General features: G+C 71.7%; 12 protein-coding genes. 4 read left to right on the top strand and 8 right to left on the bottom strand.

The genetic code is table 11. From position 1 onward, the window contains the following. Positions 1-21 precede the first annotated feature (21 nt). The 4 genes from AB0I83_RS11515 to AB0I83_RS11530 all read right to left on the bottom strand — a co-directional run bounded on the left by AB0I83_RS11515 (position 22) and on the right by AB0I83_RS11530 (position 3699). Positions 22-663, bottom strand: coding sequence for a PadR family transcriptional regulator (locus tag AB0I83_RS11515; protein ID WP_356532419.1), 642 nt, complete (start codon positions 661-663; stop codon positions 22-24). 17 nt (positions 664-680) lie between these two features. Continuing rightward, positions 681-1235 (bottom strand): DinB family protein, encoded by a 555-nt coding sequence (locus tag AB0I83_RS11520; RefSeq protein ID WP_356532417.1) that lies wholly within the window; start codon positions 1233-1235, stop codon positions 681-683. 88 nt (positions 1236-1323) lie between these two features. Beyond that, a complete protein-coding gene (locus tag AB0I83_RS11525; protein ID WP_363304422.1) occupies positions 1324-2781 on the bottom strand; it encodes an aldehyde dehydrogenase family protein in 1458 nt (485 codons plus the stop codon). 54 nt (positions 2782-2835) lie between these two features. Further along, the gene (locus AB0I83_RS11530; RefSeq protein WP_356532414.1) at positions 2836-3699 is read right to left on the bottom strand and encodes a helix-turn-helix transcriptional regulator; all 864 of its coding nucleotides are present in this window, start codon (positions 3697-3699) and stop codon (positions 2836-2838) included. 338 nt (positions 3700-4037) lie between these two features. On the opposite strand from AB0I83_RS11530, the gene AB0I83_RS11535 reads away from it, so the two are divergent. Next, positions 4038-4619, top strand: coding sequence for an ATP-binding protein (locus tag AB0I83_RS11535; protein WP_363304423.1), 582 nt, complete (start codon positions 4038-4040; stop codon positions 4617-4619). 153 nt (positions 4620-4772) lie between these two features. Here AB0I83_RS11535 and AB0I83_RS11540 read toward each other — a convergent pair whose 3' ends face one another. The 4 genes from AB0I83_RS11540 to AB0I83_RS11555 all read right to left on the bottom strand — a co-directional run bounded on the left by AB0I83_RS11540 (position 4773) and on the right by AB0I83_RS11555 (position 9617). Continuing rightward, positions 4773-5015 (bottom strand): DUF397 domain-containing protein, encoded by a 243-nt coding sequence (locus tag AB0I83_RS11540; protein WP_033296523.1) that lies wholly within the window; start codon positions 5013-5015, stop codon positions 4773-4775. Positions 5016-5346: 331 nt separating this feature from the next. Beyond that, positions 5347-7425, bottom strand: coding sequence for an FUSC family protein (locus tag AB0I83_RS11545; protein WP_363304424.1), 2079 nt, complete (start codon positions 7423-7425; stop codon positions 5347-5349). A gap of 55 nt (positions 7426-7480) precedes the next feature. Continuing rightward, on the bottom strand, positions 7481-8656 hold the full coding sequence (locus AB0I83_RS11550; protein ID WP_363304425.1) for a DUF2786 domain-containing protein: 1176 nt from the start codon (positions 8654-8656) through the stop codon (positions 7481-7483). 31 nt (positions 8657-8687) lie between these two features. Continuing rightward, positions 8688-9617, bottom strand: a complete 930-nt coding sequence (locus AB0I83_RS11555) for an NADP-dependent oxidoreductase (protein ID WP_363304426.1) — start codon at positions 9615-9617, stop codon at positions 8688-8690. A gap of 316 nt (positions 9618-9933) precedes the next feature. Here AB0I83_RS11555 and AB0I83_RS11560 point away from each other — a divergent pair, with 316 nt between their 5' ends. The 3 genes from AB0I83_RS11560 to AB0I83_RS11570 all read left to right on the top strand — a co-directional run bounded on the left by AB0I83_RS11560 (position 9934) and on the right by AB0I83_RS11570 (position 13532). Then, positions 9934-11640: a bifunctional 3'-5' exonuclease/DNA polymerase gene (locus AB0I83_RS11560; protein WP_363304427.1), complete on the top strand. Its 1707-nt coding sequence runs from the start codon at positions 9934-9936 to the stop codon at positions 11638-11640. Between the two features lie 118 nt (positions 11641-11758). Then, the gene (locus AB0I83_RS11565) at positions 11759-12814 is read left to right on the top strand and encodes a DUF2804 domain-containing protein (protein WP_363304428.1); all 1056 of its coding nucleotides are present in this window, start codon (positions 11759-11761) and stop codon (positions 12812-12814) included. Between the two features lie 37 nt (positions 12815-12851). After that, positions 12852-13532 (top strand): phosphotransferase, encoded by a 681-nt coding sequence (locus AB0I83_RS11570; protein ID WP_363304429.1) that lies wholly within the window; start codon positions 12852-12854, stop codon positions 13530-13532. The last annotated feature ends 80 nt before the right edge of the window (positions 13533-13612 follow it).

Raw genomic sequence — 13612 nt, forward strand, 5'->3', positions numbered from 1 at the left:
GGGGGCGCCCGGCCCCCGGGGTCAGCCGATGTCCCCGGGGTCGGGCACTCCCGTCGCGTAGGGGTTCTCCTGCCCTTCCGACAGCACCCCGACGAACGGCTCGCCCTCCCCCGCGAAGGTGTACGCGCCTGCCTCGATCCGTGCGATCAGACCGCGGGTCCACTCGGCGCCCGCGTCCGCCGAGTGGACCCAGAGGTTCATGATCTCGCCGATGTGCCCGAGCGATTCGGGGCCTTCGGACGGCGTGTAGTGCTCCGTGACCGAGGCGCGCCAGCCTTCGATCGCGGCGATGCGCTCGCGTAGGAGCGCCACCGCCTCCGGCCGTTCCAGCTCGACGACGAAGCCGATTCCGGCCGAGAGCACGTCGACGCCCTGGTCGTAGGAGGTCAGGGCGGACCTCAGCAGTGCGAAGAACTCCTCGGAGCCCCGCCCGGTGATCTCGTACTCGGTGCGGGGCGGGCCGCCCGCCGTCGAAGGGGCGACCTCGTGGGCGAGGAGCAGTCCCTGCTTGGCCATCTGCTTGAGCGCGTGGTAGATCGACCCCGGCTTGGCATTCGACCATTCGTGGGCGCCCCAGTACTCCAGGTCGTTGCGCACCATGTAGCCGTGCGCGCGGCCGTGCTGGCGCACGGCACCCAGGACCAGGAGACGGATCGCCGACATGCGCACACCCTATGTATTCAGCTCCCGCCGGAGGAACCCGCCTCCTGGGCGACCAGGTCGAGCGCCTTCCTGCCGTCCAGCGACTCGCGGAGGATGTCGGCGTGACCGGCGTGGCGGCCGATCTCCTCGACGAGATGGACCAGGAGCCAGCGCATCGAGCAGCGCTCGTTCTCGGGGAACCAGGGCGCCGGCGGCAGCGGGAAGGTGTCGTTCATGCTGTCGACCTCGTGCACGATGAAGGTCTCGGTCTCCGAGGCGACCTTCTTCCAGAACTCCAGCATCTGCGGGATCGTCTCGTCGCCGACGAGGCGGAATCCGTCGGCCCAGGTCTCCTCGTTCCGCACCAGCTCGTTCGGGATCTGCTGGGCCATTCGAAGCCAGTTCAGCTCCGTTTCGGCGGTGTGCTTGAGCAGGCCGGACAGGGAGAACTCACTGACCGTGGGACGGCTCGCGGCCTGTTCCTCGGTGAGTCCGAGCACGGAGCGCCGGATCGCGCCGCGCTGTGCCTCGACGAACGCGAGAAGCACGCCCCGCTCGTCGTCGGGGGCGCCTGCGGGAACATGGGTGACCATGATGTCTGCTTTCGGTGGTACGTGACGGTCTGCGACAACAGTCAACGTACGGAACCATCAGGTCGGAACCTGTCCTCAACCGCGGGTGTCAGAAGGGAAAAATCGTTCGCCCGTGCTGCACCGAGATCCACTTCCGGGTGGTGAAGGCCTCCACCGCGGCCTCCCCGTTCAGACGCCCCATGCCGGGCCGCGTCTCGTCACCGAACGCGACGAGCGGGTCTTCCTGCACGGTGGCACCGTTGACGTGGAACATCCCGCCTGTGACACGCCGGGCGAACCTGACACCGCGTTCCGTGTCGGCCGTGTGCACCGCACCGCTGAGCCCGCCGGGGCCGGCGTTGACGATGCGTACGGCGTCGTCCTCACCGTCGAACGACGTGATCAGGGCCACCGGGCCGAAGATCTCCTGCTCCAGCAGCGGCGAGCCCTCCGGCAGACCGGTCAGCACGGTCGGCTCCACGAGCGTGCCGCGCACACGGCCACGCACGAGGGCCGTGGCTCCGTCGGCGAGCGCTCCGTCGACGAGGGCGGTGAGCGCGTCCGCCTGGAACTCGCTGACGACCGGCCCTATGCGGGTGGCCGGATCACGCGGATCACCCACGGTGAGGCCGGACACCTCGGCGGTGAGCCGCTCGGCGAACTCCGCCTCCACCGACCGGTCCACCAGGATGCGGTTCGCGGCCATGCCGGCCTGACCCTGGAACAGGAAACGGCTGAAGACGGCCGCCCGGACGGCACGGTCGAGGTCGGCGTCCTCCAGTACGACGAGCGCGCTGCTGCCGCTCAGTTCGAGGACGGTCTTCTTGAAGAGCCCGGCCGCGGTGGCGGCGACGTGACGGCCGACCCGGTCCGAGCCGGTGAACGAGATCACCTTGGGAACGGGGTGCTCTATGAAGGCGTCGCCGATCTCGGCACTGTCGGTGACGAGGATGTTGAGGAGTCCGGCGGGCAGGCCGGCCTCCTCGAAGATCCGGGCCACCAGGCCTCCCCCGGCGATCGGGGCGTTCTGGTGGGGCTTGACGACGACCGCGTTCCCGAGCGCGAGCGCGGGGGCGACGGTCTTCATCGTCACCAGGAAGGGGAGGTCGAAGGCGCTGATCACACCTATGACGCCGACCGGCAGCCGGTAGACCCGGTTCTCCTTGCCGTCCGCGAGCGAGGGAAGCAGCAGGCCCGCCGGGCGGAGCGCCTGTCCCGCGGCCTGGCGCAGGAACTCCTGCGCGACCCGGACCTCGTACTCGGCCCTGGACCGGGTGCCGCCCAGCTCGTCGACGATGAGCTCGATGATTTCGGCGCTGCGCTCGCCGACAATCCGGACGGCGTTCTCGAGAACCTCTCGGCGCTCATAAGGATTGGCCTTCGCCCATTCGGACTGGGCACGTTCGGCCGCCCGGTAGGCGCGATCCACTTCAGCCGCTGTCGCAACGGTGATGGAGCAGAGCTTTTCGCCGTTGTAGGGATTGAAATCAATGATGTCCCACGCACCGCCACCCGACAGCCACTCACCGTCGATGTACTGGTGGGCAAGTTCACCGAAGAAGGACATGCAATCCCTTACTGCAGGCGCAGACTCCTGTTGGTTCGTCATCTTACTGGCTGTTCAGGTCAGTTGAAGGAGTCCCCGGAGAAGATCCCGGCTCTCCTCGGGCCCCGGACTGTCCTCGTGGAGCCGGACCATGGCCTTTTCGTACTGGGCGACTTCTTCGGGCTTGTCCAGATAGAGCGCACTTGTCAGCTGCTCCAGATAGACGATGTCCGACAGATCGGATTCCGGGAAACGGAGCATCGTGAACGCTCCGCTCTCACCGGCGTGACCGCCGAAGCTGAAGGGCATCACCTGAAGCGTGATGTTCGGCTGTTCCGACATGTCGATCAGATGCCGCAACTGGGCACGCATCACCTCACGCCCGCCGTACGGACGGCGCAGCGCCGCCTCGTCGAGCACGGCGTGGAAGCGGGGGGCGCGTTCGGAGACCAGCGCCTTCTGGCGCGCCAGCCGCAACGCGACCCTGCGGTCGATCTCGGCCGCCGGTGCGCCGGGCATACCCCGCGCGACGACGGCGTGGGCGTAGGCCTCGGTCTGCAGCAGTCCGTGGACGAACTGCACTTCGTAGATCCGGATGAGCGAGGCCGCCCCCTCCAGACCGATATACGTCTGGAACCAGCCGGGCAGCACATCGCCGTAACTGTGCCACCAGCCCGCCACATTGGCCTCACGGGCCAGGCCGAGGAGGGAATCCCGCTCCGCCTCGTCCGTGACTCCGTACAGCGTGAGCAGGTCCTCGACGTCCCTGGCCTTGAAGCTCACCCGTCCCAACTCCATGCGGCTGATCTTCGATTCGGAGGCGCGGATGGAGTAGCCGGCCGCCTCACGCGTGATGCCGCGCGACTCGCGCAGGCGCCTGAGCTGTGAGCCCAGCAGGATGCGCCGCACCACAGAACCACTCGACTCGCCTGCCGACACTGACTTCCGACCCTCCCCATCGCTTCCCGTGCACCGGGGCTCCCCCGAACCCCGGAGCCGGATTCTGCCACCAAAACGCTTCAGCCCGTACTCATTCGATTACAGAGATGGCAAGGCTTTGCGAAAAATCCAAAACTATGAAGCGGAAGAAATGAGTCAGAACCGGCACGCTACCGGGCAGGTCCGGCGCGTGCACGTGCATCTGCTCTTGCATCTGTCCTGCGCATTGGCGACCATGGGCCCCACGCACCTGCGCGCTCGTTCGTGTCGTGCCGCCTGTGCCGCTGTACCCGCTACAAGCAGTGTCGCTACAGCCGCGAATCCGGGGAGCGCCTCACATGGGGACGAATGGATCGACGACGCTCGAGCCGTTACGGCAGGGGCTTCCACCCCTCGACCCCTCCGCGGTCGCGGGCTCGGCCTCCTGCTCGCTGCCGGCCCGGTACGAAGCCGTGGGCGGGGCGCGGAAGTTCACCCGTACGACGCTGACCTCCTGGGACCTGGGCGACCGCTTCGACGACGTCGCCCTGGTCGTGTCCGAGCTGGTCACCAACGCACTGCGGCACGGCCTCCCGGACGAAGCGGCAACAGCGACGACGCGGCAGAGCTCCTCCGTCAGGCTGCACCTGATGCGCTGGACCTCGCGGCTGGTGTGCGCGGTGCGCGACCCGAGCGAGGAGAGCCCGGTCGCGGGTGAGGCACCGGACTGCGCCGAGTCCGGCCGGGGACTGTTCCTGGTGGAGTCGTTCAGCGACAGCTGGGGCTGGCACCCCTCGCCGACCCTGGGCGGGGACTCCCCGCCCGCCGGGAGCTCACACGGAAAGGTGGTCTGGGCGCTGTTCAGGCTGACGGACCACACGGCTCCGGAGCGCCTCGCACTGCCGCCCGTCCCGGTCAAGGCCTTCCCCTACAGCCTGTAGGACCACCACCACGGCTCCTGGGCCCGTGGTCGGCGTTCCCGCCGCCCCGAGCCTCGTGGTGCGCCGACGATCCGCCTAGCGGCGCGCGTGACCGCTGCGTGCGCCGGCGTACGCACCGCGCATCCGACCTGCCCCGATCGCCCGGGCGGGCGGTCAGCCGCCCGCCGCCAGATGGTCGAACTCCCCGTCCTTGACGCCCAGCAGCAACGCCTCGATCTCGGCCGGCGTATAGACGAGCGCAGGCCCGTCGGGGTGGCGCGAGTTCCGCATCGCCACATTTCCGCCGGGCAGTTTCGCGAACTCGACGCACGAACCCTGGGAGTTACTGTGTCTGCTCTTCTGCCAGACGACTCCGCGGAGCTCTGTGGCCGCCATGCCGTTGTACACGTGGTGCACAGGACGCTCCCCGAGTTGCAAGGTGCAAGTGTCAACTAGCTCGGATCATAGCTGTGTTCATATGCCAATGCATGAGCAGATGCACGTGCACACGGGGTGCGCGCGCGATTACAGTCTTTCTTCTGATCCACTTCCCGGACGGCCCGTTCGGCCGCCTCCATGGAGAGAGACGAACAGAACGCCAATTCGGCTCCCTCTTAACGCAGTTGTTCTGTTCACACCGTGACGGCCGGGCTCCGTTTCCCGGGTCCTGAATCAATGAGGGGCACTCCGTATCGGAGGATTCCGCACTCCGGCCCTCCGATCGCCGCCCTTACCGCGCGCGCCGGGCCTACGACCTCCCGACCGCCTCCAGCGCCTGGGAGAAGTCCTCCAGGGCACGGAGCAGCAGCGTCGCCCCGTTGCGCACGAAGGTGTCCGGCGGCGGCCCCTCGGCGTCGTCCCGGCGCTTCAGTGCCGCCCGGACCGGCTCCCAGTCGGGCACCCGGCGCTCCCTCACCGCCTTGGCGGCCTGCTCGGTGGCCCGCCGCAGCGTGTCGGCGAGCCGGGCCGCCTCGGGCACGGGGTGGGCGGAGGCGGCCGGCAGATGGGCCTCCATGAGCATCGCGACCCGGCCGAACTGGGCGAGCGCGTCCTGCGCCTCCGACGCCGCGGTCCGGGAGATGCCCCGGTGGCGTACGGGTTCGTGCCGGGCCGTGTCCAGGGCCTCCTGCCAGGCGACGCGGGCCTCGCGCGTGGTGAGCAGCGCCGCGCGCACGTCGTCCAGGGTCCTGGAGGCGGGATCGGCGTACCGGTCGAGGACCGTGGCCGCGTACCGCCCGTCCGTGACCAGCCATCCGGCGAGCCGTTCGCGCAGCCGGGGCGTCTCCCAGGCCGGGTAGAGGGCGTAGGACACCATCGCCAGCAGCCCGCCGACGAGGGTCAGCACGACGCGTTCGGTGACGGTCTGGGACCAGTCGTTGCCGGCCATGCCGAGCAGGAAGACGACGTAGGCGGAGACGCAGACCTGGCTGACGGCGTAGCCCGTGCGCATCAGGAGGTACATCAGGCCGGCGCTGACGACGGCGAGGGCCGCGGAGGGCCACGCGGTCGGGTGCGCCAACTGGACGATGCCGGTGGCGCACCCGACCCCGACCACGGTTCCTCCGAAGCGGGCCACGGAACGGGAGTACGTCTGGCTGAACTCCGGGCGCATCACCATCACCGCGGTCATGGGCGCCCAGTAGCCGTGGCCGAACGGCAGCGCCAGCCCGACGAGATAGCCGGCCGAGGCCACCGCCGATACCCGGATCGCGTGGCGCAGGATCGTCGAACCGAGGCGCGTCTCGCGGCGCATGGCGCGGTACACGACGGGCACCAGCCGGAGCAGGGTGGGACGGCGGCGGTGCGGGACGAGGGGCTCCCCGGGGGTCCGGTCGTCCGTGCCGGTGCCCTCGGCGATCTCGATGACGTCGGCGAGGAGCGACGCGAGGCGGTCGGCTGCCCTGCGGGGCGGCCCCACGAGGATCACCTCGGTGTCGGGGGACTTCAGTACGGAGAGCGCCGTCTCGTCGAGCTGGACCGGGTCGCCGTGGCGCACCGCGCGGGCCGCGGAGTCGAGCAGGGATCCGGCGGCGACGAGGATCTCCTGGGCCCAGTAGCGTTCGGGGCCCTCGGCGGGGACGCCCAGCGCAGGATCCGCCAGCGAGGCGAGGACGGGCCGCAGCCGTTCGGCGACCCCGCGCGCGCCGTGCAGGTCGGCCGGGCGGCGCCGGGCCTGGCGCGGGGTGACGGCGGCCGCGCTGCGTGCCGTCATCAGCGGTACGGGGTCGAAGGGCGCGACCGGGTCGTTGCGCAGCCTGCGGGCGTAGTCGGCCATGGCCGCCAGGGCGTCGGCGAGCGCGTCGCGCTGGGCTCCCCATCTGCGGACGGGGAACAGCACGATGAGCGCCGCCTGGACCAGTCCGCCGAAGGCCATCATCCCGGCGTGCGCCGCGGCGTCGGCGACGGAGGTCGGCAGGGTGATGGTGACCAGCATGATCGCGACGTTGGAGCTCGCGATGATGCCCGCGGTGGAGCCGGCGGCCCAGGTCATTCCCGCGACGAACGTCCAGAGCAGCAGCAGGACGAGGAACAGGACGGTGTGGGTGACGGTGAGGTAGCCGATGAACGTCGACACGGCCAGGCTGGCGCCGGAGACGAGCGCCAGCACGGGACGGGGGCGCCAGCTGCGCTGGAAGGTGGCGATGGCCGCCTGGAACGCGCCGAACGCGGATCCGGCGGCGATCACCGGTCCGAACAGGGCCAGGCTCAGACCGACCACGATCGCCAGGCCCGCGGCGCCGCGCAACGCGATGAGCGGTTCGAGACTCCGCCGCTCGATCGTCAGCCCCGAGCGGGCGGTCTCCTTCAGCGCCCGGAGCCAGCTCATGGAGCGAGCCTAGCCGGATTTCACCATAAGTCCGACTTCAGTTGCATTGCGTGATTCAGCGTCGGATTCCGGGCCTTCGACCGCCCATCGTCGCCCGGTCCGCGGCGGCCGTGCCGTCGTTCCAGCCCTCGGCGTCCGTCGCCCCGCGCAGCCGGGTGGTCGTGGTCCGCGGGAACATCCGCTCGGCGGTGTCGGTGACGGCGACGTCCCGGGCCGCCAGGACCGGCAGCAGCCCCTCCCGTACGCCGTCGCGGCCCTCGGAGCCGGGCTCGGAGCCGGCCGCGGCGGTGACACGGGCGGTGTCGGCCGCGAGACGACTGCCGAGGCGCTGGGCGTACGCCAGCAGGAAGGACTGGCGGAACGTCTTGGTCCGCTTGCGTCCTGCCGCCCGCTGTCCGGCCTCCGCCCTCGTCATCGCGGCGGTGCCCTGGACCAGTAGGGAGGTGAAGAGCAGCTCCACCGCCTCCAGGTCCGCCTCGAACCCCACGACCGTGGTGAAGCCGAGATCGCTGTTCCACACGGCACGGCAGCGGTTCGCCGAGGCGATGGAGTCGAGCAGGACCGCCTTGGCGCTCTCGTAGGGCGCGTCGACCCCGATCCGGCAGGCGCCGGGGGCCCCGGCACCGGCCTTACGGGCGGCGAGCAGCGCCTCGTCGATGCTGTGCCGGGCCATCAGTTCCTGCGCCTTGGTGGTGAGCGCCTCGGCCTCCTCGGGGAAGCCGGTCGCCTCCGCCTTGGCGAGCAGCGCCCGGATCCTGGTCAGCATCCGGGGTTCGCCGTGCACGGGTGGCCGGTGGGGTGCGTCGGCCGACGTACCGGGCGGCGGGCCGACGGGCTCGATGACGGGGAGGCGCAGCAGCAGCCGGTACAGCTCGAGGAGCGCCGAGGCGTACGTGAAGCGGTCGGGCCGGTTGCGGGGCGCCGGGGCGGGCAGCGTGGCCAGCTGGTCGTCCCAGCGCGGCGGCAGCCGTCCGTAGCCCGCCGTCTCCGCGGTGATGAGCGCGGCGGCCACCGCGGCCGCGTCCTCGTCCAGCTCGCGCCGGACGGTCCGTACGACGTCGGCGGGCTGCCAGCCGCGCGCCCAGGCGCGGCGGACGAACTCCTCGCCACGGCGGTGCAGCTCGTCGTCGGCTGACGGGTCCGCGGCCAGGAGCGAGGCGCCGGTGTCGAGGCCCGCGTCGCCGTCCGAGTACAGGGCCGCGGCGCACGCCCGGTCGATCACCGATTCCATACGGCCAGGGTAGAGGGCCGCTCCCCGCGCCTCAGCGCTCCCCGGGGAGCAGGATCAGCTTGCCGCGCACGTGTCCGGCCTCGCTCAGCTCGTGGGCGCTCGCCGCCTCGCGCAGCGCGAAAGTCCGCTCGACGGGGACGCGCAGGCCGCCGACCGCAGCCGACCGCGCGTACTCGGCGAGCCGCCTGCCCTCGTCGGGGGCGTTCCCGCCACCGGCCGAGAAGGCCACGCCGTAGTGTGCCGCGTCGGGGTCGGCGATGGTGACGATCCGGTCGGCCGTACCGCCACGGAGCTCCACCGAGTCGGCGAGCGCGCCCTTCCCCGCGACGTCGAACACCGCGTCGACCCCCTGGGGCGCGGCCTCCCGCACCCGGTCCACCAGCCCCTCCCCGTACGCCACCGGAACCGCGCCGAGCACCCGCAGGTAGTCGTGGTTGGCCGGCGAGGCGGTCCCCACGACGGTGGCACCTCCGGCCACGGCCAGCTGGACGGCGGCGGAACCGACCGCTCCGGACGCCCCGTGCAGCAGCAGGGTCTCGCCCTCGGACAGCGCGAGCTCGTCCAGCACCCGGGCTGCGGTCGCGGTGGCGACCGGCAGCGCGGCGGCCTCCGCCCAGCCGAGGCCCGCCGGCTTGGGAGCCACCGCGCCGACGTCGGCCAGCACGTACTCCGCGTACGCCCCGGTCGTGCTCCGGCCGAGGACCTCGTCGCCGACCGCGAACTCCGTCACGCCCTCGCCGGTCTCGTCGACGACCCCGGCGAACTCGCTGCCCGGTGTGGCGGGCAGCGGGGACGGGAACGCCGCCTCCATCCAGCCGTTGCGGATCTTGTAGTCGATCGGATTGACCCCGGCGGCCCTGACCGCGACCCGGATCTCGCCCGGGCCGGCACGGACGTCGTCGACCTGGACCAGGCGCAGTACCTCGGGGCCGCCGAACTCCTCGTACACAATCGCTTCCATCGCCGTCTCCTCCGTGTCCTCGCCGCGTTCCGGTGCACCCCTCGCGCACCCCACTCCGATCCTCCCGGCAGTCCGGCGCGCCCGCCCGGCGAGCGGGGGCCGGGTGCCGGGTGCGGGTCGGCCCGGCACCGTGCGCGGGGCCGACCCCGCAGGCGGACGCGCCCGGAGCCGGATCCACTGCACGCGACGGGACCGGGGCCGGCTCCTGTGCACGGGACGAGCCCCGGAGCCGGATCCCTTACGCGGGACGGGACCCGTGCCGGATCCGCCCGGCGGGTCCGGGGCCGCTGTCAGTGCCGGGTGCAAGACTCGGCGCATGACCGAACGTTGGGCTCTGGCCGTCGCGGAGGCGGGTGGCGCACTCCTCGTGCCACTCACGCGCGACGGCCTGCCCGCGGGTCCCGTCCTGGCCGAACCCGACCTCGTGGAGTCCGTCCGCTCCCGCCCGGACGTGGTCCGCTGGGTCTGGCGCTCGACCGCGGGGATCTACCCCCGGCTGCTCGCGGCGGGCGTCCGGGTCGAGCGCTGCTACGACATCGAGTGCGCCGAGCTCCTGCTGCTCGGCCATGAGGGCAGGCTGGGCGAGCCGCGCTCCGCCCCGGCGGCCTGGGCGCGGCTGCGCGACTCACCCGTGCCGCCCGACCCGCCGCCCCGCTCCGCCGAGCCGGGTTCCCAGTCCTCCCTCTTCGAGGCGCGCTCCGGCACCGACCTGCCGTTCGAAGCGCTGCTCCAGGTCTACGCCGAGCAGCTGCGCCGCCACGAGGCCGCCGAACACCCCGGCCGGATGCGGCTTCTCACGGCCGCCGAGTCGGCGGGCACGCTGGTCGCCGCCGAGATGAACAAGTCCGGCCTCCCCTGGCGGGCGGACGTGCACCGCGCGGTGCTGAACGACCTCCTCGGCGAGCGCTACGCGGGCGGTGGAGAGCCGCGCAGACTGGCCGAGGCTGCGGACGAGGTCTCGGCGGCGTTCGGCAGACGGGTGCGCCCCGATCTCCCCGCGGATGTCGTGAAGGCCTTCGCCCAGGCCGGGATCAAGGTCAGGTCGACCAGGCGCTGGGAGCTGGAGGAGGTCGACCACCCGGCGGTGGAGCCGCTGATCCGGTACAAGAAGCTGTACCGCGTCTGGACCGCCCACGGCTGGAGCTGGCTCCAGGACTGGGTGCGCGAGGGACGCTTCCGCCCCGAGTACCAACCGGGCGGCACGGTCAGCGGCCGCTGGACGACCAACGGCGGTGGTGCCCTGCAGATCCCCAAGGTCATACGCCAGGCGGTCGTAGCCGACGACGGCTGGCGGCTGGTCGTGGCGGACGCCGATCAGATGGAGCCGCGCGTGCTGGCCGCGATCTCCCGCGACCGGGGGCTGATGGAGGTGGCCGGGCACGACGGCGACCTCTACAAGGCCCTGTCCGACCGGGCGTTCCACGGCGACCGCGACCACGCGAAGATCGCTCTGCTCGGCGCGGTCTACGGGCAGACCTCGGGCGACGGCCTGAAGAACCTGGCGGCGCTGCGACGACGGTTCCCCCATGCTGTCGCCTACGTCGACGACGCGGCGAAGGCGGGCGAGGAAGGCCGTCTCGTCCGCACCTGGCTGGGCCGCACGAGTCCGCCCGCCGCCGGGGCCGGGGAAGCCGGGGAAGCCGGGATCCCGCAGGAGAGCGAAGAGCCGCAGACCGGCGAAGCCACCGGCGGGTACGGCTTCACCCCGGGCTACGCCTCCTCGAACGCCCGGGCCAGGGGCCGCTTCACTCGCAATTTCGTGGTCCAGGGCAGCGCGGCGGACTGGGCTCTGCTGCTGCTCGCGGCGCTGCGTCGCACGCTCGCCGCGGGCGGTTCGCGGGGCGAGCTGGTGTTCTTCCAGCACGACGAGGTGATCGTGCACTGCCCGGCCGAAGAGGCTCCCGCGGTGGTGGAGGCGATCCGTGAGGCCGGGGAGTTGGCGGGCCGGGTGGCCTTCGGGGAGACACCGGTCCGGTTCCCGTTCACCACGGCGGTCGTCGAACGCTACTCGGACGCCAAGTAGCACCGTCCATAAGACCGGCGCCGACGAGCGGGGGCTCGGCACGGGGCGTGCGAGCGAGGCTTGTCCGGCGCGCCCGGTCGTACGGAAGCGGGACGTGACGCGGCTATAGGCTCCGGCCATGGCGACGCACGAACACGAGATCACCGAGCCGGTCGACCTCTGCCTGCCCGACGGCACCCTGAACCCGGCGGCGGTCGGCTGGTCCAGGACGCCGCTGCACCGCGCCAACCTGCGTGGCTGGGGCAGGACGAAGCGGTGGGAGCACTGGTGCGTGACCACGCCCACCCACCTGGTGGCCCTGACCGTCAGCGACCTCGACTTCCTCGCCCTGAACTCGGTCTACCTCCTGGAGTTCGGGCCCGGCGGGAAGGAGTTCGAGTGCTCCTCGATCGTCCCCGCCGGACGGGGCGTCAGCCTGCCCGACACCATCGCCGGGGCACCGGGCTCCGAGGACGTGGTGGTCGGGCCGGCGCGGCCGACCGGCGGGAGGGTACGCGTCGAGATCCGTGACGAGAACGCCGGAACCCGGCTGCGGGCACGCTGTCTGACCCCTGAACGCCTGCCTCTGGAGGTCGACATCCTGGTGTCACGCCCGGAAGGGCACGAGTCGCTGTCGGTGGTCGTCCCGTGGAGCGAACAGCGCTTCCAGTACACCTCCAAGCACACCGCCCTCCCCGCCACCGGCCGGGTGCGGGTCGGCAGCGAGATCCTCACCTTCGCGGGCGAGCGCCACGAGAGCTGGGCGGTCCTGGACCACGGCCGCGGGCGCTGGCCACGCACGGTCGACTGGAACTGGGGCGCCGCCTCCGGACGTACGGACGGGCACACGGTCGGCCTCCAGTTCGGCGGCCGTTGGACGGAGGGCACCGGTTCCACGGAGAACGGCCTCTGCGTCGACGGCCGGCTCACCAAGATCGGCGAGGAGCTGGAGTGGCAGTGGTCGGTCTCCGACCCCCTGGCCCCCTGGACCGTCCGCACCACCGCGTCCGGCCAGGTGGACCTCGTGTTCACACCGTTCCACAACCGGTCGGTGAAGACCGACGTGGGGCTCATCGCCAACCGCACCGACCAGCGCTTCGGCCACTACACCGGCAGGATCCGCACCGACGACGGCGAAGACATCGCCGTGGAGCGGCTCCTGGGCTGGGCCGAGGATGTCCACATGCGCTGGTGACTCCCCCGCACGGAGTGGCGCGGGTTAGGTTTCCCCCATGCATATAGGCCCACTCCTGGGCTCAGGACGTACCGCCGACGTGTACGAACTCGACGGCCCCTGGGTCCTGCGCCGCTACCGCGACGGCACCGACGCCGCCGGCGAGCTGGCGGTGATCTCCTACCTCTCGGCCTCGGGCTACCCGGTCCCCCGCATCGGCCCGCCGGCCGACGGGGCACTGCCGACGGACCTGGTGCTGCAGCGGCTGACCGGCCCGACGCTGGCCGAGGCGCTGCTGGCGGGATCGCTCACCGCGGCCGAGGGGGCAGGTGTGCTGGCCGGGCTCCTGCGTGAACTGCACTCGATCCCGTCAAGGCTCTCGCAGGACCCCGAGCACAGGATCCTGCACCTGGACCTGCATCCCGAGAACGTGATCCTGAGCCCCGAAGGCCCCAGGGTGACCGACTGGCTGACGGCGGCCGAAGGGCCTCCCGCCCTGGACCGGGCCATGTCCGCACTGATCCTGGCCCAGCTGGCACTCACCCCGTCACTCCCCGCCGAGGCGCCCGTGCGAGACCTGCTCGCAGCCCTGCTCTCGGGGTTCGGCGCCGACGGCGGTGTCCCCGCCGAAGCCCTCGCACGCGCCACCACCCTGCGCGGTACGGACCCCAGGCTCACGGCGGGCGAACGGGCGGTGCTGGACGAAGCTGCCTGCCTGGTCGCCGGCCTGACCCGCTGACCCGACCTCCGGGCAGGCCGCCTGTGACGTCCGAGAACCGGCCGAGGCCGACCGGCCCCACGAGTCGGCCGTGACCTTCC

Source organism: Streptomyces sp. NPDC049970, from assembly GCF_040660235.1.
Taxonomy (GTDB): domain Bacteria; phylum Actinomycetota; class Actinomycetes; order Streptomycetales; family Streptomycetaceae; genus Streptomyces.

What these genes read in the sequence shown, in the direction of transcription:
- AB0I83_RS11515 (WP_356532419.1), bottom strand. Translation starts at nt 663, where the DNA reads ATGTCGGCGATCCGTCTCCTGGTCCTGGGTGCCGTGCGCCAGCACGGC.
- AB0I83_RS11520 (WP_356532417.1), bottom strand. Translation starts at nt 1,235, where the DNA reads ATGGTCACCCATGTTCCCGCAGGCGCCCCCGACGACGAGCGGGGCGTG.
- AB0I83_RS11525 (WP_363304422.1), bottom strand. Translation starts at nt 2,781, where the DNA reads ATGTCCTTCTTCGGTGAACTTGCCCACCAGTACATCGACGGTGAGTGG.
- AB0I83_RS11535 (WP_363304423.1), top strand. Translation starts at nt 4,038, where the DNA reads ATGGGGACGAATGGATCGACGACGCTCGAGCCGTTACGGCAGGGGCTT.
- AB0I83_RS11545 (WP_363304424.1), bottom strand. Translation starts at nt 7,425, where the DNA reads ATGAGCTGGCTCCGGGCGCTGAAGGAGACCGCCCGCTCGGGGCTGACG.
- AB0I83_RS11550 (WP_363304425.1), bottom strand. Translation starts at nt 8,656, where the DNA reads ATGGAATCGGTGATCGACCGGGCGTGCGCCGCGGCCCTGTACTCGGAC.
- AB0I83_RS11555 (WP_363304426.1), bottom strand. Translation starts at nt 9,617, where the DNA reads ATGGAAGCGATTGTGTACGAGGAGTTCGGCGGCCCCGAGGTACTGCGC.
- AB0I83_RS11560 (WP_363304427.1), top strand. Translation starts at nt 9,934, where the DNA reads ATGACCGAACGTTGGGCTCTGGCCGTCGCGGAGGCGGGTGGCGCACTC.
- AB0I83_RS11565 (WP_363304428.1), top strand. Translation starts at nt 11,759, where the DNA reads ATGGCGACGCACGAACACGAGATCACCGAGCCGGTCGACCTCTGCCTG.
- AB0I83_RS11570 (WP_363304429.1), top strand. Translation starts at nt 12,852, where the DNA reads ATGCATATAGGCCCACTCCTGGGCTCAGGACGTACCGCCGACGTGTAC.